Raw genomic sequence first — 23744 nt, 5'->3', positions numbered from 1 at the left:
TAAAACATAATGAGTGATGGTCGGTTAATATAATGGCGCTCGGAATAAATGTTTAACTTAAAATTTATTGCCATGAAAAATGTAAATACACCTAAGAACAATCCAACAACCCAAGGAAGTTCAATTGCCGACAGAGCAAATCACGATGTAAAAGTTGACAAGAAAATGCAGGGAATAACAAATGGTGGAGGTCAGCGTTCCGATCAAACATCGAATAAAGATAATCAACGTAAAGTTGATAATAAGAAATAGCGTAAAATTCAAAACGGAAGATTGTTACGGGTTAAGAGCCCAACACTATCTTCCGTTTTACCTCATTAATTTTCGATTTCAAGAAAATTCTTTACCCAGCTTAATAATATCTTTTCCTTCCAATATTCTTCTTTCGCTTTGATAATATAATGTATTAATCATCGCATCTCCGAGTTCGGTCATCTTACAAAAACCATTAGGGAAAAATTTTCTTCCAATAGGAAACATCCAGTTGATATACTTATAAAAATTGTGGGCAAATTTTTGCTTTCTAATTGGTTTGATAAAACCCGGACGGAAGTGATAAACCTGCTTAAAAGGTAATTTGGTTAATTCGTTTTCTGTTTTACCTTTTACCTTCTGCCAGTTTAATCTTCCATTTATATCTGTTCCACTGCCAGAAACATAACAAAAAGTCATATTATCATTTAACTTAACCAAAGTATCTGCAACATGCATTGTAAGTGAATAAGTCATGCGATAATAAGTCTCGTTATCAACCCCAACTGATGAAATACCAAGACAGAAAAAGCAGGCATTATAGCCTTTCAGTTCATCTTCGATAGCTTTGAAATCGAAAAAATCCTGGTGAACAATTTCCTTAAGTTTAGCATGAACATAACCGCATGGTTTCCGGTTAATCACCAAAATTGAATCTATTTCGGGGTTATTTAGGCACTGGATTAATACACCTTCACCAACCATGCCTGTGCTTCCGGTAATAATAACGTTGTTAAGTGATCTCGTTTTTCCCATTTAAATTGATGTTTAATAATTAACTTTTAAAGTTAATCTTTGTTTGGCTTAATAAAATCTACGTAGCTACGCTTCACATACATCAGTATTTCATAATCATTCATTTTTCTAATTTCGGCAGCAGAAGGACGATATTTTTCAATAAAATTATTTAATGAATCATCTTCCAGTTTAGTGATAGAACTTATTTTTTCTGGTGAGAAACGATTATTGATATAATTTGTTTCCTCATCTTTTAACTGCACTTTCTTTAATTTTGAAAGTGAATTTTTATTCTTGGTGAGCAGACCAATTGTTCTTAAAATATCCAAACTTAAAATTGAGGAAGTGGAGTTGGATACCAGGTTTGATCCCTGGGTTTTATAGCGCAAACCTTTTTTAACCAGTACATCTTTAATGGTAGGGTCTTTATAAGCGAAAACCTTTGCGAAATCTTCCCGTATCTGCAACGAGTCTTTAAGGTAATCTCTTTTAGAATAAATGGTAACATCATTTAAATTGATAGCAACCGAACGCAAAAGGACGATCACATCTTTAAAGTTATTAATTAGGCTTAATTCCTTTTCTTCATAGCCTAACTTATTAATTTTTAAAATTTGGATAGACGGATTTTTAAGAAATGAAAATTTTCCGGTACTCGAGGTTATGCTTACTTCATTTCCGTATTTGACTACAGCATTTTCGATCGGAATTCTGGAAATATCATCCAACACTTGTCCGCTAATTTGTTGGGAAAATAAGCGATTGGAGATAATGATTAGCACAAAGAAGAAGAAATATTTCATTGTTAGCTAATGTAAAGGATAATTAACTGTCTATTAAAATTTTAACATAGATTAACCTTGTTTGGAAATACAAAAGGGTTTCGATACTATCAAACCCTTTTGTATGTGTTTACTTAATCACTGTGCCAACCATTTTATAGTCTTTGGGCGGTTCAGCTCCTAACAAATGCTGTACAAAATAATCCCATCTTCTTCTCATCATATAAGCAGAATACGGACCATAACCATGGGCACTGTTCGGGAAAATCACTAAATCAAAACTTTTATTAGCCTTTTGTAAAGCTTCCACAACTAATAAAGTATTGTAAGGTGGTACGTTGTCATCCATCATTCCATGAACCAACATGAGCTTTCCTTTTAAATTTTTGGCATAAGTTTGATTGGCTTGCGCTGCATAATCTACGTTTTCTGCCAATCCATTGTAGCGTTCGCCCCAATCATCCTCATAATTTCTATTGTCGTGGTTTCCTGATTCTGATATTCCAACCTTAAAGAAATCCGGATAACGGAACATCGCAGCAGCTGTTGCGAACCCACCGCCAGAATGGCCCCAGATACCAACTTTGGCCGTATCGATTGGGTATTTGGTAGCTAGTTGTTTGATCGCGGTAATTTGATCAGGTAATGTGTTTTCGGCCATATTGCCATAATTCATATCGTGGTAGCTTTTAGATCGACCTGGGTTACTTGTTCCTTCAAGTACCACGACAATAAAACCTAGTTCTGCCAAAGCTTGGTTATCGCCACGCGATGCTGAAAAGAACCAGCTGCCCACACTTCCACCTTGTGGCCCTGGATAAATGTAATCGATTACCGGATATTTTTTAGTTGCATCCATTTTTGATGGCGTAAATACCAAGCCGTAAATGTCAGTCTTGCCGTCATTAGCTTTTACAGTAACTGGTGTAGGCGCTTTCCAGCCGATTGCAGTTAATCTCGAAACGTCCGTTTGAGCCAGTTCGCTAACTACCTTACCATTTATTTCCTTTAAAACAACATTCGCTGGAACGTTAGGTTGAGAATAATTATCGATGAAAAATTTTCCGGAAGGAGAGAAGGTAACCATGTGGTTACCTGGTTCTGGGGTTAAATCTTTCAAGTTTTTACCATCGAAACCAATCGTAAAAAAGTGGCCAAAATATGGATTCAGTTTATCTCGACCATTGGCGATAAAATAAAGCGTACGCGTTTTTTCATCCACTTTAAGCAGCCTTGTAACTACCCAATCTCCTTTAGTTATTTGATTTTTTACTTTGCCGGTAGTGGCGTCATAAAGATATAAATGACCCCAATTATCTCGTTCAGAATACCAAATAATTTCTTTGCTTGCTGGTAAATATCTCCAATTAATGGTGCCTTGACCCGATTCGAACTGTGTTTTTACGGTTTCTTCAAAGACTTCCCGAACAGCACCTGTGCTTGCATTTGCGATGCGAAATTTCTCATTTTTGTGATCTCTCGAGGTAGATACAAAAGCAACTTCCGATCCATCAGCCTTCCAATCAATATCATCAAAAGTTCCACTGCTCGAAATGTCATCACTCAAAGTACCACGGTGCGGGTCAGGAGGAATGTTTAAAGAAATTACCTTTGGGTTTTCAATATCGATAACTACGCGTCTGATGGTAGGGATTTCTTTATCTCCCGGCAATGGATATTTCCAGGCTTCCAGTTTTGGAGCACCAACATTGGTGGTTACCAAATACATCTCTTTCGAATTTCTTTGGTCCTGTTGGAAGGTCGTAATTTTCTTCGAATCTGGCGACCAGCGTAGGATGGGCGCATCGCTATGTTTCCACCCGGCATTGTCAGTTGCGTAACCATAATCTTTCACGCCATCAGTAGTTAACTGAGTGAGTTTGCCTGATGCCACATCTTTCACATATAAATTAAAATCTTTAATTAGAATGGCTTTTTTCCCATCAGGAGAAAGTACTTCGTCGCCGCCGCCCCTTCTTCTTGCAGTAGGAGGAGGTGAGGCCAAACCTTTTCCATATTCTGTAGTTAAGGTTTTCGTTTTCTTGTCAGGATTTACCAAAAAGGTTTGCGTACCGTTAGCATTTTTAATAGTAAACCAAAAGTTATCCCCTTCAAGCCAATTGGGTGTAACACCTACATTATCAATGTATTTAGAAGTGTTGTAAGCCATAAAGCTTTCCGCATGTTCATAATCTTTTTCGGTTAAAACTTTCTGTTGGGCATTCGCCGAAGTCATTATGGACAGGGCAATTGCGGTTAGCCAATATTTATTCATAATAGTTAGTTGGTTAATCTTTGGGATAAAATTAAAAGTGTTTCGTGAGATCAGATTAATTTAGCAAGAATAATACAAATTAACGTTTGTAAAATAAGCTTAAGCTACGTTACCCTAACAGCTTAAATAAAAAATGCCATCTTAAAAAAGATAGCATTTTGCGGAGAGAGCGGGATTCGAACCCGCGGTACCGTTAAGTACACACGCTTTCCAAGCGTGCTCGATCGACCACTCTGACACCTCTCCGGATTGTTGATGCAAATATGGCTGCGGATGCAAAAGTAATTTTTTTATTCAAAAAAAATGCTTCCAATTTTACAGGAAGCATTTTTATTTGATGAGTTGTTAAATTAATCAACAACTGTAATTTTTAACATATTGGTTTTTCCTTTCGCTTCTATTGGAATTGCAGCAGTATTAATTAAAATATCGCCTTGCTTAACCAATTTTTTGCTTTTTAAGAATTCGTTTACCTCAATAATGGTGTTGTCTGTACTTTCCCATTTATCATAGTAAAAACCTCTAACGCCCCATAATAAGCTAACTGCATTTAAAAGTGCTCTATTACTCGTGAAGATGAAGGTTAAAGCCTCCGGTCTGTGGCTAGAGATTTCAAAAGCAGTATAACCACTTAAAGTCATTGATACAATACCAACAGCATTGGTTTGCTTAGCTAAGAAACAAGCAGAATCACAAATCGCATCGCTCAAGAAAGAGGCAGATTTTGGTTTTAAAAACTTATCAGGATTAAATGGATAATTGTTTTGCTCAATGTTTTGAATGATTTTCTGCATCGTTTCAATAACGATCAAAGGAAATTCTCCAACTGAAGTTTCACCACTTAACATTACCGCATCTGCACCATCCAAAACTGAATTGGCTACGTCATTCACCTCTGCACGAGTTGGGCGAGGCGTAGTGATCATACTTTCCAACATTTGAGTGGCTACAATTACAGGTTTTGAAGCTGCTCTACATTTAGCAACAATCATTTTTTGTAATAAAGGAACTTCTTCCATTGGGCATTCAACACCCAAATCACCCCGGGCAACCATAATACCATCAGTAACAGCGATAATTTCATCGATATTGGCAATAGCTTCTGGTTTTTCAATTTTTGCAATTACACGGGCAGTTTTACCACGCTCTGCAATAATTTTTTTCAGTTCGATAATATCTTCAGCTTTACGAACGAAAGATAAACCGATCCATTCTACATCATTTTCTAATACGAATTCTAGGTTTTCTCTATCTTCTGGAGTTAAAGATGGGATAGAAACCTTTGTGTTTGGAAGGTTTACTCCTTTTCTTGAAGTTAAGATCCCGCCGTGAACAATTTCACAAAGCACCTCATCTTTAAGATTGGTAGAAATAACTTTCATTTGCAGTTTTCCATCATCCAAAAGGATGATTTCACCTGCCTGAACATCTTGAGGAAAGTTCTGGTACGTTATATAAATACGTTCTTCGTTACCAATGCATTCTTGTGTAGTGATAACGGTGGTTTTACCATTAATTAAGTTAATCCCGCCTTCTTTTACTAAACCGATACGGATTTTTGGGCCTTGTAAATCTGCAAGGATACCTACATTATAATCGTATTTCTTATTTAAATCGCGGATGGTATCTAAAACGGCCTGATGATCTGCTTGAGAACCATGCGAAAAATTTAGACGACAAACATCCAAACCTGCGTTAAACATACTATATAATACTTCTGGTTTTGCTGATGCTGGCCCAAGCGTAGCAACAATTTTAGTTCTTGAATGAAAAGGTTTCATTTAATTATTTGATTTTAGCAATGCAGTTTCAGAAAACGCTAATTAATTATCTAAAATAATTAAACTGCATTAAATTTTATATATTTTGTTTTTTGTTCGTTGTTTATAACCGTCAAATATAGTGTATTTAATACACCAAGTATATAATTTTTATATTACCAAATTCTCTTTACTCTTTAATTTGGTAGGATCTATTTTTGCAGCAACTTGAATATCAGGGAGTTTGTTTAATCCGTTAATTAAATAATTAAGATCTTCCTTGTCGATAAATTCCTTAATTATAATAAAAAAATCTACATTTCCCATTTCCGGAACCAGCAAACCATCACTACTTCTGTTACTTATAAGGTAATATTCTATCTCACCTTGCTCTACAAAAAAATAATACTTAGAGAAAGACCACGCCGGTTCATCAATGTTAAAAAATATTTCATGGTCTTCAATTTTTTCAAATTCGGTGTTCAACCTCGTATTAATTTTGTGGCATAGGACATAGTCTTTTAGGGGTGCTGTGATCGCAATTAGTATAAAATCAAGGTCTAACGTTAATTTCAGGTAAGTTCTATTCAAGTCGAAATAAATTATTTACAGAACGAAATTAAAAAACTAATTCTATATTCGCTTGTTATTTGAGAGCCAAATTTAGGTGTCGAAATAAAAACATTTGAAAATTGTAAGAATTTATTTTTCTTTGCACAGAATTATTTAACCATTAAATTATAAAATTATGTCTGATATTGCTTCAAGAGTTAAGGCTATTATCGTAGAAAAACTAGGTGTTGACGAAAGCGAAGTTACGCCAGAGGCTTCATTCACCAACGATTTGGGTGCAGATTCTTTAGATACTGTAGAATTGATTATGGAATTTGAAAAAGAATTTAATGTAGCTATCCCTGACGATCAGGCTGAAACCATCGGTACAGTTGGTCAAGCGATTGCTTATTTGGAAAAAAACGTTAAATAGAATTACGCTTTTTCAGTATAAATGGAATTAAAAAGAGTAGTAGTAACAGGGTTGGGTGCGCTCACTCCTATAGGCAATAATGTTCCTGATTTTTGGGAAGGATTGACTAACGGGGTGAGTGGCGCTGCTCCTATTGTGGGTTTTAATACTGAAAAGTTTAAAACCAAATTCGCATGTGAGGTAAAAAACTTTAATCCGGAAGATTTTCTGGAGAAAAAGGAAGCCCGCAAGCTAGATCCGTTTGTACAATATGCTTTAGTAGCAACAGATGAAGCTGTAAAAGATGGTGGTTTTGATTTCGAGAAATTAGATACCAACAGAATCGGTGTTATTTGGGGCGCTGGCATAGGTGGATTGAAAACCTTTCTTGATGAAATTTCGAATTTCGCCAAGGGAGATGGTACGCCAAGATACAATCCATTTTTTATTCCTAAGATGATTATTGATATCGCTCCAGGGCATATCTCTATCAAATATGGCTTACGTGGGCCAAATTTTGCAACTGTTTCGGCATGTGCTTCCTCTACCAATGCAATGATTGATGCATTCAACTATATCCGTTTGGGTATGGCAGATGTGATCATCAGTGGTGGTTCAGAAGCCATTATTAATGAAGCAGGAATGGGTGGTTTTAACGCCATGCATGCGTTATCTACACGCAATGATGATCCTCAAACCGCTTCGCGTCCTTTTGATAAAGACCGTGATGGCTTTGTGGCTGGTGAAGGCGCAGGAACTATTATTCTAGAAGAACTTGAACATGCCAAAGCAAGGGGTGCAAAAATCTATGCAGAACTTGTGGGTGGAGGGATGAGTGCTGATGCAAATCACATCACTGCTCCACACCCTGAGGGTTTAGGTGCCAGAATGGTAATGACTAACGCTTTGACAGATGCAGGTTTAACTACTGCAGATATCGATTACATCAATGTTCATGGAACTTCTACGCCACTTGGCGATATTAGTGAAACTAAGGCCATTGCTGATCTTTTTGGAGAAGATGCCTACCGCTTAAACATCAGTTCAACAAAATCAATGACGGGCCACTTATTAGGTGCCGCCGGAGCTATTGAAGCGATTGCCGCAATTCTGTCTGTTCAAAATGATATTGTACCTCCTACAATTAATCACTTCACAGATGACCCTGCCTTTGATCCTAAATTGAATTTTACTTTCAACAAAGCTCAAAAACGTGAAGTTAGAGCTGCTTTAAGTAATACTTTCGGTTTCGGTGGTCACAATGCTTCGGTAATTTTCAAGAAATACGAAGAATAATTTATTCAGCTTTGCTATATAATTTTGTATGCTAATTAAAAATAGATAACTTAGTTAAATATGCTTATTAGCCGCTAATTGTGTTATTTATTTAATGCCGATATTAAAATTATATAAACTTTATCTTTCTCCTGAAAAGGAGTTTGTTAAAAAGCTGAAAAATATTTTAGGCTTTGTTCCGGGCAATGTTACGCTTTATAGAATGGCTTTCAGGCACCGGTCTGTAGCTAAAGTTTTAAAAAATGGTAGCAGGAGCAGTAATGAACGATTAGAATTTCTTGGCGATGCAGTTTTAGGTTCGGTTATAGCCGAACTTCTTTTTAAGCACTATCCTTATAAGGAAGAAGGTTTCTTAACTGAAATGCGTTCTAAAATTGTTAATCGAGCTAATCTAAACCAATTGGCAAAAAAGATAGGTTTTGATAAGTTAATCCAGTTCGATCAGCGTTCAGTTAGTATCCAAACCAAACACAATTCTATGTTGGGCGATGCTTTCGAAGCCATCGTCGGCGCCATTTATATGGATAAGGGTTACAATTTTACTAAGGAGTTTCTGCTTAGAAGGATAGTTAAGCCTCATATCGATATTCATACACTAGAACTTACGGAAACCAATTTCAAGAGTAAACTCATTGAGTGGTGTCAACGCCATGGTAAGGATGTTACTTTTGAGCTTGCTCAGAACGGTGAAGGCGAAAGCGCAAAACTATTTACCATCAGTGCCATTGTAGATGGTGAAAAGCATGGTACCGGTAGAGATTACAATAAGAAAAATGCAGAGAAACTTGCTGCAGAAAAAGCCTGCGAAGCATTATCTATTTAAGGTAAAATGATTGGTCATTAATTTTGTAATCGCCAACTACGAACTGCAAACTGGCAACTGATAACTACTTCCCTTTCCCCAACGTATCGGTAAAGTTCTTTGATGATTCTTTAATGTATTTGATATAATCGTAGCTGTTCCAATATTGAGCTTTATCAAAAGCGGGTCTGCAATCCAGCATATAGCGTTCCAGCGTATCACCTCTCAATTCTGTATTATTCTTGATGATAGATTGGTTAAAATAAACATCTATTTGCGATTGTTTAATTTCATTATCTGCATAGCGTCCAAACCTTCGGGCATTTTTGGGATCCTTGCCAAATAAATTATAAATCGCATTTAAAGGATTTGATAACACAGATAATAAAGGTGTCTTCCCCCCTTTATAGACCCCCTTGTTCTGAAATTCTCTCTTAATTTCTGCTAAATCTTGCTTTTTGGTGTTGCCGACAATGGTCACTTCGTTCAGCATGGTGCTTTCTCTCACTAAATAAATCAAAATATCTTGAGTACCTTTTATAATGATTCTTTGGTCTGTTAAATTTCTTTTAGTGATGAGTAAAGTGTCGCCGACTTTAGCTTTTAGCTGAAAATAACCCAAATCATTACTTCCTACACCCAAATTGGTTCGTAGGTTGGTAATTTCTGCTAGAGCAACCCGGATATTCGCTCCTTTTTCAAAAACAACACCCTTAACAATAAAGTCTTGTGCTTTAAGATTAAAGCTGATAAGCAATAAAAAAAATGGAATGATCGCGGTTTTAAAAAATTTCATCAGCAATTAATTTATCAAATATCTATAGATGAGTCGAAAGTTGCGTTTCATCTGCAGTTGTTTCTAAACAATGGCAATATCACTAATGTTCTATTATTTGTTTACAAACAGATTTCCTACGTGAGATATTTTTTGTAAAATTAACATTTGTTAACCTTTTATTTGTTAAATAAACGTTAATGCGAAAACCATAAGACCAAATAATTTCAGCTATGAACAGAGCTTAACTTAGATTTTAAAACTGGTTTACACTAGCTGATAAATTTGATTTGAATTCTTACTGATGGATTATTACTAACTAAAAATCCATAAGATTTTTAGTTTTTTGTTCTTTCAACGCCGAGGCAGTCATGTCTATATGATAGTAATCGACTGTAATTAATAGGGTTTTGTTAATCTTTGCGACTATTGTTCCTAATAGCTTGTTTTTCCAAGTATCACTAATTTCCGTATATCCACCCATGATTGCAGTCACCTCATACCCATCGCCAAGGCTGTAGGGTGTTTTGAAATCTCTAATAGGATCTGATTCATCATATTTTTCATTGATATCTGCTACTAGCGATTCATATTCATCAAATGCTTTCGGTTCTGCGTTAGGTATTAAAATTACTAATCCGTGAAAAAATTTCCCTTTATAAAAATAGAAGGCAACTGATGGATCCTTATAATGCCATATTTTACATTTTTAAATGTTAAATATTCAGATTTTGAAGATATCGAAACATATCCTTTAGCTTTCATAAGAGTTAAGCATTCGAACTTTGTTTTTCCAAATGGTATACCAATCATTCCCAATATGTTTGGTAGATCTTTTCCTCCTGGAAATCCTAAATTTTGGGCAAATCCGTAAAATGGTAAGAGTATCAGTATGAGAGCAATTTTTTTCATAGAGTTTCGATTGAGAATTTCAAAAGTAGTTAAAAATTTACATTACGAAAATCCGAACTTACCGTACTTCTGATTCTCTTGTATATTGGATTATATCTTTATAATTACCTACCTTTGCGCATGATAAAATCCATGACAGGATACGGCTTAGCAACAGCCGATTATGCAAATGCAAAATACAGTGTCGAAATCAAATCGCTCAACAGTAAATTTCTTGAGCTTAACTTAAAATATCCTAAAGCGTTTTCTGATAAAGAATTAATACTGCGCAATGTTTGCAGTAAAGATATCGAACGTGGCAAAGTGAGTTTGAGTATTAATGTAGAACGTGCCAACGGTGAAGTGACTGGTGCCACTATTAATACTGCATTACTTACGCATTACTACAATCAACTTACTTCCGTTAATGCCGAATTAGGCGCCAACAGTACCAATCTACTTCAAACTGCTTTAACCTTTCCGGATGTAATTTCATATAAAGAGGAGAGTGTGAGTGAGGATGAATGGAACCATTTATATCAAATCTTCAGTCAGGCCTTGGCTAATTTCAATAAATTTAGGGAAGATGAAGGAGCAGTTTTGAAGGCCGATTTAGAGCTTAGGATTAAAAATATTCTTTCTTATTTCAAATCTGTTGAAGAACTTGAACCAAAGAGAATTGCAGCTATCCGTGATAAATTCTCACAGTTTTTAGACGATGCAGTTGGAAAGGTAAACATCGATCAAAATCGTTTTGAACAGGAATTGATCTACTATATTGATAAAATTGATATCACCGAAGAGAAAACGCGTTTAAAAAGTCATTGCGATTATTTCTTGCAAACTTTAGCAAGTAAAGAAGCAAATGGAAAAAAAATGGGTTTCATTTCACAAGAGATCGGAAGAGAAATAAACACAATGGGTGCGAAAGCAAACGATGCTCAAATGCAGCAATATGTTGTGGGTATGAAGGAAGAGCTAGAGAAAATTAAAGAACAGTTATTAAACGTATTATAAGGAGAAAGACTAAAGACTAAAGCGTAAAGCAGCTTTGGTGTTTCAGCTTTTTGCTTTCAGCTTACAACATGAAACAAGGCAAATTAATCATATTTTCAGCGCCATCTGGAGCCGGCAAAACCACTATCGTACACCATTTATTAAGCAAGTTTCCAGAGTTAAGCTTTTCAATTTCTGCGACAACACGCGAGTTGAGGGGTGCTGAAACCCATGAAAACGACTACTACTTCATATCGAAAGAAGAGTTTTTGCATAAAGTGGCACGCCAGGAATTCGTGGAGTTTGAGGAAGTTTATAATGGCACTTTCTATGGAACCTTGCGCTCAGAAATTGAGCGCATCTGGAATGATGGGAAGCACGTTATCTTTGATATTGATGTAGAAGGCGGTATTCGTTTAAAGCGCAAATATGAGGAAGATGCATTGGCTATTTTTGTTCAACCACCATCGTTAGAAGTATTGAAAGAACGTTTAAGCGGAAGAGGAACGGATAGCCATGAAAAGCTGCAAGAGCGTTTTATCAAAGCAGAAAAAGAATTAACCTACGCTGATAAGTTCGATGTGATACTTAAAAATTACGATTTAGCTACAGCATGTGCTGAGGCTGAGAAACTGGTGGGCGATTTTATAAGGAGTTAATACTCTATCTTCGGTCGTCATTGCGAGGCAGAAGCAATCTCTTTTGACGGCCTAAATTTAAATGCTCGGGTAAGATTGCTTCGTGCCTCTCAATGTCGATTTGATAAACCCTCTAACTGAAAACTGCAAATTGAAAACTGGTCTATTTTTCGGTTCTTATAATCCCATTCATACGGGGCATCTGATCATTGCCAATTATATGGCTAATCATTCAGGTCTTGATGAGGTATGGCTAGTAGTTTCTCCACATAATCCTTTGAAAGATAAAAAAGGCTTAACCAACATGTATGATCGTTTGGAAATGGCACAATTAGCTACTGAAAATACAGATCACATTCGCGTTAGCGATATCGAGTTTTCCTTACCGCAACCCTCATATACCATAGATACGTTAACCTATTTGCATGAACGTTATCCAACAAAAGAATTTGTGTTGATTATGGGAGCTGATAATCTGGTTTCTTTTAAGAAATGGAAAAATTACGAAGTACTGTTGGATAACTACCAGATTTACGTTTACCCGCGTCCGGGGGCTGATGTTACCGACTGGATTAATCATCCTTCGATCACTTTCACAGATACACCTTTAATGGAGATCTCTTCAACATTTATCAGAAAAGCACTTAAAGAAGGAAAGAACGTTCAGTTCTTTTTGCCAGATAAGGTGATTGATTTTATTGATGGAAAAGGAATGTATCGTTGATTTACGATTTTAGATTTACGAATTACGATTGATAGGCAATTGCTTAACCTTTTCGCTTTTCGGAAACCTTTGATTTAAGATTTTGGGTTTAAGAATTACGATTGTTGCAGACTTCTAAAATCTAAATTCGTAACTCTTAAACCCAGAATTAATCGGTTATTTCCAACCGCCACCTAATGCTCTGTATAAATTAACTACAGATTGAAGTTTTTGTAACCTATCGTTTATTCCACTTAACTGGGCAGTTAACAAACTCTGTTCTGAAGTCAAAACATCAGTATAATTTGTTGCTGAACTGTAGCGCAATAACTCTTTAGTAAAATCAACTGCTTTTGTTAACGAAGCAATCTGTTTTGCTCTTGTTTCCTCTTTTTCAGCAGCAGTCTGGTAAGCGTATAAAGCGTTTGAAACCTCTTGTCCGCCGGTTAAAAGTGCTTGTTGAAAAGCATAAAATGCTATTTGTTGATTTGCCTGTGCAGTTGTTAAGCGGGCTTTATTGGCACCTTTAGCAAAAATGGGTTGGGTTAATCCTCCAACTAAATTATAGAATATAGAATTATCGAAAAAATTGCTCAGCTGTAAACTCGTTAAGCCACCTGTAGCTGTCAATGTTAAAGCTGGGTAGAAATAAGTTTTAGCTACGTTGGTATTTTCAAATGCAGATCTAAATCCGAATTCTGCTGCAATAACGTCTGGACGGTTCTGTAATAGTTGCGCAGAAACACCAGTTTGCAAATTGGCATAAGGAATTTGCTGATCTAAATTGGTGCGATTAATCGTTCCGGGTGCTTGTGCTAAAATAATGCTCAAAGCGTTTTCGGCTTCTTTAATGCTTCTTTTTAAATCAGGGAGTGTTACCTGAGCGGCATATAGATTGGCCTCACTTTGAACTACAGCCGCACCATTTACAACAGCGCCTTCTTTTAGCGCTTTCATGGTTTCTACATCCTGCGTTCTGATTTTAATCGTTTGCTCCGTAATCGCCAATTGTTTATCTAAAGCCAATAAAGTATAATAGTTATTCGCGATAGTGGCTATTAACTGCGTTTGAACGGCACGTTTTGCCGCATCGCTTTGCAATAAAGTTGCAAAGGCAGCACGTTTGGCGCTACTTAGTTTGCCCCAAATATCAGCTTCCCAGGCCGTGCTTAAAGCAGCTCTGTATGTTTGGGTTTCTAAGTTAATGTTAATTCCCGCTGGAAAGTTTAGCGCCGCTTGAGACTGTTTTGCATCGGTAACGGAAACATCAGCTTGTAAGCTTGGTAGAAACGCTGCACGACTTTGACGTAAAGTAGCTTCAGAAATTTTGATCCGTTCAATCGCTTGTTTAAGATCCAGATTTTGATTGATTCCCTGTTGAATCAACGACTGTAAAGTCGTATCAGAAAAGAGGCTTTTCCATGGCAAATCTGCCATGGTTATTGTATCTGTTGTATTATTATCCCGGTATAAATCTTCATTCTTAACCTGAGGGCGTTCGTATTTTTGCGTCACGCAGGCACTTAAGGTAAGTATGGAAATACCAATTAAAAAGGAATACTTATGTGTGAATTTCATGTTCGGATTAAATTAATGTTTGCTGCTAGCGGTTGCTAATTCGTACTCTTCGGGAGTTTGCTCTTTTTCAATCCCTTCGTCAAAAGGAGATTTATTGCTTACCCTTTCTTGTAATGACTGGAAGACAATGAACAATGCCGGAATTACGAAAATACCGAAAATGGTACCGATTAACATACCACCAACGGCACCTGTTCCAATTGATTTATTTCCTGATGCACCAACACCTGATGAAAGCATTAGTGGGAGTAATCCGAGGATAAATGCAAATGAAGTCATCAAAATTGGACGTAAACGTGCGGTTGCGCCATCAATTGCCGCATTCACAATGCTCATGCCTTTTCGTCTTCTATCCACCGCATATTCTACAATCAAAATTGCATTTTTCGCTAACAAACCAACGAGCATAATGAGCGTAATTTGAGTATAGATGTTATTATCGATGCCGAAAATTTTATCGAAAATAAAGGTTCCCGCCAAACCGATTGGGAGTGATATTAATACTGCCAACGGTAAAATATAACTTTCATATTGGGCTGCCAGTAAGAAATAAACGAAAATTACGCACAGTAAGAAGATGAATATGGTCTGGCTACCGCTGCTCATCTCTTCACGAGATAACCCCGAAAACTCATATCCATATCCTGCAGGTAAATGTTTCGCAGCTTCTTCTTGAACGGCTGCAAGCGCATCGCCGGAACTATAACCTGCATTTGGATTCCCTGTAACTGCAATTGATGTAAACAAATTGAAACGGGAAATTGCTTGTGGACCGTAAACTTTTGTAAGGGTAATAAACTCCGAAATTGGTGCCATTTGGCCAGAAGGATTTCGAACAAAAATACGCGTTAACGTTTGTTCATTTGAACGATACGCCGCTTCCGCCTGATACATTACCCTAAATTGTTTACCAAATTTATTAAAATTTGATGCATAAACCCCACCATAGTAACCTTGCATTACGCCCAAAACATCACTTACGTTTAATCCTGCTTGTTTTACTTTTGCCACGTTAACATCGATTTGATATTGCGGGAAATTCGGGTTAAAAGAGGTAGAAGCATATTGAATTTCCGGACGCTGACTTAAAGCCGCTAAAAATCCGTTACCAACTTCATTAAACTTCTTAATATCGCCTCCAGTTTTATCTTGCAATTGAAACTCAAAACCTCCACTGGTACCAAAACCCTGAATAGTTGGCGGTGCAAAGAAAATAATTTTAGCACCTTTAATCGTAGCTGTTTTAGCAAATAATTCGCCAATGATGGTTTTAACATCACGCCCTTTACGTTCATCCCAAGGGGTTAATCGAGAAATTACCATCCCGTACGAACTTCCAGAACCACTAATCATGCTTCGACCAACTACTCTCAAAGTGTTTTTGATCTCTGGGATTTTATGTGCGATGCTATCAATTTTTGCAATCACAATATTGGTTTCCTCTTGAGAAGTTCCCGCAGGCAATGAAATATCAGACATGATCGTTCCTAAATCCTCATTCGGCACAAAACCTTTTGGTGTAGTATTCATTGTCCATATTAAAAGACCCGTGAAAAATAAAATCCCGACGCCAACCAGCCATTTTGTTCTCGATAGAAAGCTAACCGATTTTTTATATTTTCCCGTAACGGCATCAAAAGAAGTATTAAATGCAGCATAAAAACGCTCTAAAAAGTTTTTCTTTTTCCCATGATCGTCTTTGTGTGGCTTTAAAAACAAAGCACATAATGCCGGACTCAGTGTTAACGCATTTACAGCTGATAAAATAATCGAAATGGCCAGTGTTAAACCAAACTGTTTGTAAAATACTCCTGATGAGCCTTGGATAAAACTTACCGGGATAAATACTGCAGCCATTACCAATGTGATGGAAATGATGGCACCACTAATATCATCCATGGCATCTACCGTGGCTTTTTTTGCATCCGTGTAACCTTCATCAAGCTTGGCGTGGACGGCCTCCACTACCACAATTGCATCATCCACTACAATACCGATGGCGAGTACAAGTGCAAATAGGGTAAGTAAGTTAATGGTAAAACCGAACAAACTTAAAAAGAAGAACGTTCCAATAATCGCTACAGGAACACTTATCGCCGGAATTAAAGTAGAACGGAAATCTTGTAAGAAGATAAATACCACCAAGAATACCAGGATAAAAGCTTCAATCAACGTGTGGATTACTTTTTCAATCGAGGCATCCAGGAAATCATTTACGTTAACCAAAGTTGAGTAATGAACCCCTTTTGGAAAGGATTTTTGAGCTTCATCCAAAGTTTTAATGGAGTTCTCAATTACTTCTTTCGCATTCGATCCTGCTGTTTGGTTAATGGCAATACCTAAAGCTTGCTTTCCATTAAATTTTACAGAACTGGCATAACTTTGAGCACCTAATTCAATTCTTGCAATATCTTTTAAGCGAAGAATTTGTCCGCTGGCAGTCGATTTAATAATGATGTTGCCAAATTGTGCTTCATCTTTTAAACGGCCTGTATATTTTAGTGTGTATTGAAAAGCCTGATCGCCTTGTTCACCAAATTGCCCTGGAGCGGCTTCCACGTTTTGATCGGCCAAAGCCGTATTTACGTCACTTGGAACCAACCCGTAAGTGGCCATAATATCTGGTTTCAGCCAGATACGCATGGTATAATCCAACGTTCCGAAAGCGCTGGCATCACCAACACCATTAATACGCTTAATTTGCGGAATGATGTTGATATTGGCGTAATTCTGTAAAAACTTTTGATCATAAGATGGATCATCACTGTACAAACCAAAAATCAAAACGTTACTCGCTTGCCTTTTTGCTGTAATTACACCTGACCTGGTTACCTCTGCAGGTAATAAACTGGTTGCCCTTGCCACCCTGTTTTGAACGTTTACTGCTGCCAAATCGGGGTTTGTGCCCAATTTAAAGTTAACCGTGATGGTTGCAGTACCATCGTTACTGGCGCTAGAAGTCATGTACGTCATGTCTTCCACACCATTAATTTGCTCTTCAAGCGGAACAACAACGCTATTCATTACCACATCTGCATTGGCACCTTGGTACGAAGTGGAAACCTGTACTGTAGGCGGTGCTATCTCTGGATATTGCGAAACCGGTAAAGTAGCTAAACCTAAAACACCGAGAATAACGATGATAATGGATATAACCGTAGATAGTACCGGTCTTTCTATAAATTTCTTAAACATATTTAATATTGATTACACTGATATTATGACTGCAGTGATGATATCTTTATTTTTTTATATCAGCATAAACTGAATCGGCACTTTGTTCTTCTGGTTTAATTTTAGCTCCATCTTTTAAAGATTGAAACCCTTCCAGAACGATTTTATCGCCAGCTTTTAAACCTTTGGTTACCACATAAAATTTATCTTTAGCTAAGTCCATAATCTGGATTTCGGTACTGATAATTTTTGAGGAATCGCCTAACACGTAAACAAATTTCTTTCCCTGTAAATCGATTGTTGATTTTTGAGGAACAAGAATTGCATTTTCAACTTTCTGCGGCACTCGAACCGAAGCACTTGCACCATTTTTTAATAAAGAAACTGGATTAGGGAATGTAGCTCTTAAACTAGCAGAACCTGTAGCGGTATTAATTTGGCCATTGATGGATTCAATTTTACCATTTTGAGCATAAACAGTTCCATCAGCCAATACCAAACTAACTGCCGGAATGTTTTTCATCTGCTGTGCCAATGTGCTTCCTTTATATGTTTTAGAAAAATCTAATAATTGTTTTTCATTAAGTGAGAAGTAGGCATAAACTTTAGATGTGTTCGAAACCGTGGTAAGAGGTTCGGTACTGGAACTGCTCACTAAACTTCCGGTTCTGAAAGGAAGGCTACCAACCACGCCATCAACAGGGCTTGTGATAGAAGTATAACCCAAATTTACCTGAGCATTTGCTAACGCAGCTCTGGCTTGCGCTAACGCTGCTTTTCTACTTTGCAAGGTTAGCTGCGCTGCATCTAAGTCGTATTTGCTGATGATGTCTTTTTCCACTAGAGGGCGAGTTTTATTTACCTGAAGTTGTGCTGCATTTACATCAGCCTCTGCACTGCTAATCGCAGCTCTCGCCGTTCTAACTTCTTGCTCATATTGTGGTGCCATTATCGTGAAAAGTAATTGCCCTTTTTTAACAACTGCACCTTCATCTACCAATATTTTTTGAATGAAACCATCAACTTTAGGGCGGATATCGATATTTTGAATCCCTTCGATGGTTGCTGGATAATCTGAATTCAGTTCTGTGGTTTGTGCGTTAACCGTAAAAACAGGGTAGGCTTGTGGACCAGCCGCTGCTGCTGCGGCGGCTTTCTTCTGTTCATCATTATTTCCGCATGATGCTAAAACAATAGCGATGCTCATGCCAAAAACGAGAGTTGTTACTTTTCTCATGGACTATTTTTGTGTGTATTTAAATTTTAATTTCCGGATCTGAAAGCGTAGTGAATGGTGGTTTTCAACTTGCCGATTTCTGCCCAAAAATAAAGCCTAAAAGAAATTAAGTCTGTCCAAATTCTGTCATTTAATCAATCGATTGATTTATTTTTTATCTCTAAAGGGCTATTTTTGGTATTAAATGCTTGTTTTCGAGGGTGATATCGCTGATTTGTTCCCGAAATTATTGTGTAAATATCTTGAGACAGATGTTAATCGATGTTAAATAAGCCTCTTCTCTTAGCAGAATTGTTAAAGATTTTGTTTAGAAAAACAGTCATTATTTCATTTCCTTAGTGTGAAATCTACACTTTAGAGAAATCGGGTTACTGTAATGAGAGTAGATTTGTGTTTGCAAGGTTATTATCAATCGATTAGCATTAACCAACTTCTCCTTTAAAAACCAATTTTGCCGGCCCGCATAAAAATACGTTTGTAAATGCATTTCCATCGTAATCAAAGTCGATTTTGATATCTCCACCCAAAACTTTTATATTGGTTTTGATATGGCCGGTTTGACTTTTGTATTTCGCCATAGCCATTGCAACAGCAGTTACGCCGGTACCGCAGGCATAAGTTTCATCTTCTACGCCACGTTCGTAAGTTCGCACAAATAAATGGTCGCCTTTATCTTCAACGAAATTTACATTGATGCCTTTTTCGCTATAAACTTCATTGTATCTAATGTTTTTTCCCTGTGTAAAAACATCGAAATTTTTTAAATCACTTTGTAAAGCAACGTAATGTGGAGAGCCGGTATTTAAAACAAATGCTTCACCATCATTGGTAATGCTGTCAACATCAATCATTTGTAGCTCCACCCAATCTCCTGATTCTGAAATTCTGGCATAATGCGGTCCGTCTACTGCCAAAAAGTTCGTTTCATTTTGAATAATACCGAGTTGTTTGGCAAATGCCACAATGCACCTGCCACCATTACCGCACATGCTACCTAACTTACCATCCGCATTGAAATAATGCATTTCAAAATCATAATAATCATGTTGCGTTAAAAACATTAATCCATCTGCGCCAATGCCGAATCTTCTATCACATAGTTGTTCAATTAACTCATTATCAATGTCTTCTAATTGTTTCATGGTATGATCTATTAGAATGAAATCATTGCCCGCTCCCTGGTATTTAAAGAAATTAATTTTCATGAAACCTTCATTTTTTTATGCAATATTTGAGATGCAATTAGCAATCGCAAAGCCTGGGTTAAAGGTTTTAACATTTTTTAACATGCCTTGTGGTGCTTAACTGATACAAATATCGTTTATATGGTATTAAATTTGAATAAACTTGTTAAAGAAAATTTGAGCAGATAAAAACTGCTGGGGCAATCTGCTTAAAACAAAGTGAATTTTGCTCTTGCAATCATTACAAATAACAACGAATGTTATAAGCAAACAATTAGCTAGCATTAATGCTTGTAATAATCAGGGGATTTAAAAAACAATATACAAACACATGAAACCATCAAAAGCTAAACGAATAAAAAAAGTAATCAATTGCTTTTGATCGCTTCATGACCATTAAAAAACAATATACAAACACATGAAAAAAATATTAGGTATTACGGTGTTGGCTGCTTTTATAGGTGGGGCAGCAGCAATTGGAGGTTACAAATTATTTGAACGCAATCAGACTGGCAGTACGATTTCTGAAAAGCAGAATTTATATTTCGCCAATAATCCACTTAAAGTATCATCGGCTGGCACAGCTGATTTTACCCAGGCTGCAGCCGCGGTTGCACCAGGAGTGGTACACATTAAAACAACTTATGAAGCCAAAAGTGGTGGTGGATCAAGAAACTCATCGCCATTTGATATGTTCGATGATTTCTTTGGAGGCGGCGGTCGCCAGATGCAACGCCAACCGCGAGCAGCATCAGGTTCTGGTGTAATTATTAGTCAGGATGGTTATATCGTTACCAATAATCACGTGGTAGAAAATGCATCGAAGGTTGAGGTCGTATTGACTGACCGACGTAAAGTAGAAGCAAAAGTGATTGGCCGCGATCCTAACACAGATTTGGCTTTAATTAAAGTTAATGCTACTGGTTTACCTGTTGTGAAAATGGGTAACTCTGATAATGTTCAGGTAGGAGAATGGGTATTGGCAGTAGGGTTCCCTCTCGATTTACAGACAACAGTTACGGCAGGTATCGTGAGTGCAAAAAATAGAAGTATTGGCATTATCGGTCGTGAGCAACAAGGTAACGAGATTACAGAAGAAGAATACCGCGAATATCAGCGTACGGGTAAAAGACCACAGGCTCCTGCAAACACCAGTATCGAATCCTTTATTCAAACAGATGCGGCCATTAACCCAGGTAACAGTGGAGGAGCGTTAGTAAATGCAAATGGAGAATTAGTAGGCATTAACTCTGCAATTGCTTCACAAAGTGGATACAATCAAGGTTATGGCTTTGCTATTCCTGTAAATTTAGCCCGTAAAATCGTTGATGATTTTATGAAATATGGAATGGTAAAACGTGGATACATTGGTGTTAATTTTTACCCTTTAAGTGGTGATGAGAAACCAGAAGGAATTACAACATCAGAAGTAAGCGGATTGTATGTAAGTGATGTGGTAGCTGGTGGCGGTGGCGCTGCCGCGGGAATTAAAAAAGGCGATATCATTAAAAAAGTAGATGGTGTTGTTATTAATGATTCTCCTGATTTGCAGGAAAGAATTGGCCGTATGAATCCTGGAGACAAAGTGAAGCTAAGTGTTTTAAGAGATGGTTCTTTGAAAGATATAACGGTTACTTTAAAAGGTGAATCTAGCATCGGTTTAACAGCCAATAATGCAGCTACTAAAAATATAGAGGTTTCTAAGTTAGGTGCAACATTTGCTCCGGCAACTCAAGCTCAAAAAACCAAGTTTGGAATTAATAGTGGGGTAGTGGTAACATCGGTTGTTACCGGTAAAGCATTTGATAATATCGGAGTAGAAAAAGGTTTAATCATTACGAAAGTGAATGGTCAGCCAGTAAATTCGGTTGCCGATGTTCAAAAGGCGCTACCTCAGGGCAGAAATAATATGATTAGTATTTCTGGTGTGGGCGAACAAGGAACTTATAATTTTAGTTTCCCAGCTCAATAATTCAGACAGAACGAAACAAAAAAAAATGTCCCGATTTAATCAGAGGGCACTGAAAAAGTCCTTTAATTAAAAAGGATATATAGGAGTGGAAAACTAGTTTTTCTGCTCCTTTTTTTGTATTTTAAAGGTATATTATTACTGCTTTTAAGATGCTTCTTCAACAACAAAAAATCCAGTTTAGCGAGTTTCCAGGCTTTATGAACTGATTGTTCACAAAGAGAACCTGCTGCGCAAGATTAACGAGCTTATAGATTTTGGTTTTATATATAATAAGCTTTTGGATAGATACTGCACGGACAACGGGCGTAATGCTGAGAGTCCGGTACGCATGTTTAAATACCTGCTTTTGAAAACCATATTCTCCGTTTCAGATGTTGATGTCGTAGAGCGTTCCCGTATGATATGTCCTTCAAATATTTCCTGGAGATGTCCCCAGAAGAAGATGTGATCAATTCAAGCTTATTGACCAAGTTCAGAAAGCTCCGCCTTAAGGATATGGATCTTTTAAACCTTCTAATTGGCAAAACCGTTTCCCTGGCCTTGGAAAAAGGCATTATTAAATCCAGGTCCATCATTGTCGATGCGACGCATTCACTTTCCAGATCCAAATCCATATTCCCCTATTGAAGTACTCAGGCAACGCTCGAAACTGCTTCGAAAGGCAGTGTATCTAATGGATGATCTCAAGGGTCAGATGCCTGAGAAGAATGATTCAAATGATATCCTTAAAGAAATAGCATACTGGAAGTTACAAAAACTTATCAAGTCTGATGAAGCATTAAGTGAGATTCCTGCTGTGAAAGAGAAGCTAAACCTCTTAAAGGAAACAGTGGAAAATAGCCGGGAGAACTATGCAATATCCAAAGATATGGATGCCAATGTTGGCCACAAAACAGCTGACAGCAGTTTTTTTTGGTTACAAAGCTCATTTGGCAATGACAGAGGAACGTATCATAACGGCCGTTGTTGTCACCTCAGCTGAGAAAAGCGATGGTCCTGAACTGCCAAAATTATTGGACCAGACGCAGTCAAACGGAATGGAGGTTGATACTATCATAGGTGATGCAGCTTATGCCGGCAAGAAAAACCTCAAGCTTAAGGATTTGAACGGAAATAAGATTAAGATCGTTGCCAGGATGAACCCTGCCATTACCCATGGCAACAGGAAAGAGGAAGAAAAGTTCGATTATAATAAATACGCTGATATGTTTGTATGTCCTGCTGGGCACCTGGCTATATACAAACGTGTGCAGGGCAAAAAGGTAGACAGGAAAAATCAGGCAATGACCTATTATTTCGATATCGACAAATGCAAAGTATGCCCGCTAAAGGATGGCTGTTACAAAGCAGAAGCCAAAAGCAGAACGTACTCGGTTGTAATAAAACCAGATGAGCACAAAGAGCAGGAAATATTCAACAGTGCGATTACTTCAGGGAAAAGTCAAAACACAGATACAAAATTGAGGCGAAAAATAGTGAATTGAAAAATGTTCATGGATATGACAGAGCAAATTCCTATGGCCTTGAAAGTATGAAAGTGCAAGGCGCATTAGCAATATTCGTAGTAAATCTAAAAAGAATACTAAAATTCTAAAGCGGGATCATTATTAACAAAAAAAACATTCCAAAAGGGGTCATAAAACACTGAAATTGGTCGAGAGAACTTGATGAATTGGAATTAGTAAAAAATATAAAAATACTCAAAAAGGAAATAGCGGATGGAGATC

General features: G+C 37.2%; 21 protein-coding genes, 1 tRNA gene and 1 pseudogene. 11 read left to right on the top strand and 12 right to left on the bottom strand.

What is annotated here, in order from left to right; all coding sequences use genetic code 11:
• The first annotated feature begins 48 nt into the window (after window positions 1-48).
• The gene (locus tag AC3ITD_RS16455) at window positions 49-252 is read left to right on the top strand and encodes a hypothetical protein (RefSeq protein ID WP_489361339.1); all 204 of its coding nucleotides are present in this window, start codon (window positions 49-51) and stop codon (window positions 250-252) included.
• A gap of 78 nt (window positions 253-330) precedes the next feature.
• Here the strand turns inward: AC3ITD_RS16455 and AC3ITD_RS16450 are convergent, their stop codons facing one another.
• From AC3ITD_RS16450 to AC3ITD_RS16425, 6 genes are all read right to left on the bottom strand, one after another.
• The gene (locus AC3ITD_RS16450) at window positions 331-1008 is read right to left on the bottom strand and encodes an NAD-dependent epimerase/dehydratase family protein (RefSeq protein ID WP_265798554.1); all 678 of its coding nucleotides are present in this window, start codon (window positions 1006-1008) and stop codon (window positions 331-333) included.
• Window positions 1009-1040: 32 nt separating this feature from the next.
• Window positions 1041-1793, bottom strand: a complete 753-nt coding sequence (locus AC3ITD_RS16445; protein WP_489361337.1) for a peptidase associated/transthyretin-like domain-containing protein — start codon at window positions 1791-1793, stop codon at window positions 1041-1043.
• A 109-nt stretch (window positions 1794-1902) separates the two neighbouring features.
• Window positions 1903-4047, bottom strand: coding sequence for a S9 family peptidase (locus tag AC3ITD_RS16440; protein WP_489361335.1), 2145 nt, complete (start codon window positions 4045-4047; stop codon window positions 1903-1905).
• Window positions 4048-4208: 161 nt separating this feature from the next.
• A tRNA-Ser gene (locus AC3ITD_RS16435) sits at window positions 4209-4293 on the bottom strand.
• 104 nt (window positions 4294-4397) lie between these two features.
• Window positions 4398-5828: a pyruvate kinase gene (gene pyk, locus AC3ITD_RS16430; RefSeq protein WP_265798551.1), complete on the bottom strand. Its 1431-nt coding sequence runs from the start codon at window positions 5826-5828 to the stop codon at window positions 4398-4400.
• A 150-nt stretch (window positions 5829-5978) separates the two neighbouring features.
• Window positions 5979-6398: an IPExxxVDY family protein gene (locus AC3ITD_RS16425; RefSeq protein WP_056848295.1), complete on the bottom strand. Its 420-nt coding sequence runs from the start codon at window positions 6396-6398 to the stop codon at window positions 5979-5981.
• A 157-nt stretch (window positions 6399-6555) separates the two neighbouring features.
• On the opposite strand from AC3ITD_RS16425, the gene AC3ITD_RS16420 reads away from it, so the two are divergent.
• The 3 genes from AC3ITD_RS16420 to rnc all read left to right on the top strand — a co-directional run bounded on the left by AC3ITD_RS16420 (window position 6556) and on the right by rnc (window position 8890).
• Window positions 6556-6792 carry an acyl carrier protein gene (locus tag AC3ITD_RS16420; RefSeq protein ID WP_008508386.1) on the top strand — a complete coding sequence of 79 codons (237 nt, stop codon included), beginning with the start codon at window positions 6556-6558 and terminating at the stop codon, window positions 6790-6792.
• A gap of 21 nt (window positions 6793-6813) precedes the next feature.
• Window positions 6814-8067 (top strand): beta-ketoacyl-ACP synthase II, encoded by a 1254-nt coding sequence (gene fabF / locus AC3ITD_RS16415; RefSeq protein WP_489361331.1) that lies wholly within the window; start codon window positions 6814-6816, stop codon window positions 8065-8067.
• A 94-nt stretch (window positions 8068-8161) separates the two neighbouring features.
• Window positions 8162-8890, top strand: coding sequence for a ribonuclease III (rnc, locus tag AC3ITD_RS16410; protein WP_265798549.1), 729 nt, complete (start codon window positions 8162-8164; stop codon window positions 8888-8890).
• Window positions 8891-8954: 64 nt separating this feature from the next.
• Here the strand turns inward: rnc and AC3ITD_RS16405 are convergent, their stop codons facing one another.
• Window positions 8955-9665, bottom strand: coding sequence for a hypothetical protein (locus tag AC3ITD_RS16405; RefSeq protein WP_489361329.1), 711 nt, complete (start codon window positions 9663-9665; stop codon window positions 8955-8957).
• Window positions 9666-10277: 612 nt separating this feature from the next.
• Window positions 10278-10556 (bottom strand): hypothetical protein, encoded by a 279-nt coding sequence (locus AC3ITD_RS16400; RefSeq protein WP_489361327.1) that lies wholly within the window; start codon window positions 10554-10556, stop codon window positions 10278-10280.
• Between the two features lie 132 nt (window positions 10557-10688).
• Here AC3ITD_RS16400 and AC3ITD_RS16395 point away from each other — a divergent pair, with 132 nt between their 5' ends.
• The 3 genes from AC3ITD_RS16395 (at window position 10689) to nadD (ending at window position 12893) form a co-directional block, all read left to right on the top strand.
• On the top strand, window positions 10689-11552 hold the full coding sequence (locus AC3ITD_RS16395) for a YicC/YloC family endoribonuclease (RefSeq protein ID WP_265798546.1): 864 nt from the start codon (window positions 10689-10691) through the stop codon (window positions 11550-11552).
• Window positions 11553-11620: 68 nt separating this feature from the next.
• Window positions 11621-12190, top strand: a complete 570-nt coding sequence (gmk, locus tag AC3ITD_RS16390; protein ID WP_056848300.1) for a guanylate kinase — start codon at window positions 11621-11623, stop codon at window positions 12188-12190.
• A 130-nt stretch (window positions 12191-12320) separates the two neighbouring features.
• Window positions 12321-12893, top strand: a complete 573-nt coding sequence (gene nadD, locus AC3ITD_RS16385) for a nicotinate (nicotinamide) nucleotide adenylyltransferase (RefSeq protein ID WP_489361324.1) — start codon at window positions 12321-12323, stop codon at window positions 12891-12893.
• 156 nt (window positions 12894-13049) lie between these two features.
• Here nadD and AC3ITD_RS16380 read toward each other — a convergent pair whose 3' ends face one another.
• The 4 genes from AC3ITD_RS16380 to dapF form a co-directional block, all read right to left on the bottom strand.
• Window positions 13050-14450: an efflux transporter outer membrane subunit gene (locus AC3ITD_RS16380; protein WP_265798544.1), complete on the bottom strand. Its 1401-nt coding sequence runs from the start codon at window positions 14448-14450 to the stop codon at window positions 13050-13052.
• 12 nt (window positions 14451-14462) lie between these two features.
• The gene (locus AC3ITD_RS16375) at window positions 14463-17645 is read right to left on the bottom strand and encodes an efflux RND transporter permease subunit (protein ID WP_265798543.1); all 3183 of its coding nucleotides are present in this window, start codon (window positions 17643-17645) and stop codon (window positions 14463-14465) included.
• Between the two features lie 46 nt (window positions 17646-17691).
• Complete coding sequence (locus AC3ITD_RS16370; RefSeq protein WP_056848304.1) at window positions 17692-18861, bottom strand: efflux RND transporter periplasmic adaptor subunit; 1170 nt, start codon at window positions 18859-18861, stop codon at window positions 17692-17694.
• A gap of 422 nt (window positions 18862-19283) precedes the next feature.
• Entirely contained in the window at window positions 19284-20066 is a 783-nt protein-coding gene (gene dapF / locus AC3ITD_RS16365) for a diaminopimelate epimerase (protein ID WP_489361320.1), read from the bottom strand.
• A 397-nt stretch (window positions 20067-20463) separates the two neighbouring features.
• Here dapF and AC3ITD_RS16360 point away from each other — a divergent pair, with 397 nt between their 5' ends.
• The 4 genes and pseudogenes from AC3ITD_RS16360 to AC3ITD_RS16345 all read left to right on the top strand — a co-directional run bounded on the left by AC3ITD_RS16360 (window position 20464) and on the right by AC3ITD_RS16345 (window position 23611).
• Window positions 20464-22017 carry a trypsin-like peptidase domain-containing protein gene (locus tag AC3ITD_RS16360; protein ID WP_489361318.1) on the top strand — a complete coding sequence of 518 codons (1554 nt, stop codon included), beginning with the start codon at window positions 20464-20466 and terminating at the stop codon, window positions 22015-22017.
• Between the two features lie 202 nt (window positions 22018-22219).
• Complete coding sequence (locus AC3ITD_RS16355; protein WP_489366694.1) at window positions 22220-22465, top strand: transposase; 246 nt, start codon at window positions 22220-22222, stop codon at window positions 22463-22465.
• Between the two features lie 69 nt (window positions 22466-22534).
• A complete protein-coding gene (locus AC3ITD_RS16350; protein WP_489361316.1) occupies window positions 22535-22999 on the top strand; it encodes a hypothetical protein in 465 nt (154 codons plus the stop codon).
• Window positions 22890-23611 (top strand): annotated as a pseudogene (locus AC3ITD_RS16345) (transposase). The gene AC3ITD_RS16350 and the pseudogene AC3ITD_RS16345 overlap by 110 nt, the downstream one beginning before the upstream one ends.
• Window positions 23612-23744: the final 133 nt, after the last annotated feature.

Source organism: Pedobacter sp. KH_004 (assembly GCF_057840755.1).
This window is presented reverse-complemented; position numbering and strand designations above follow the sequence as displayed.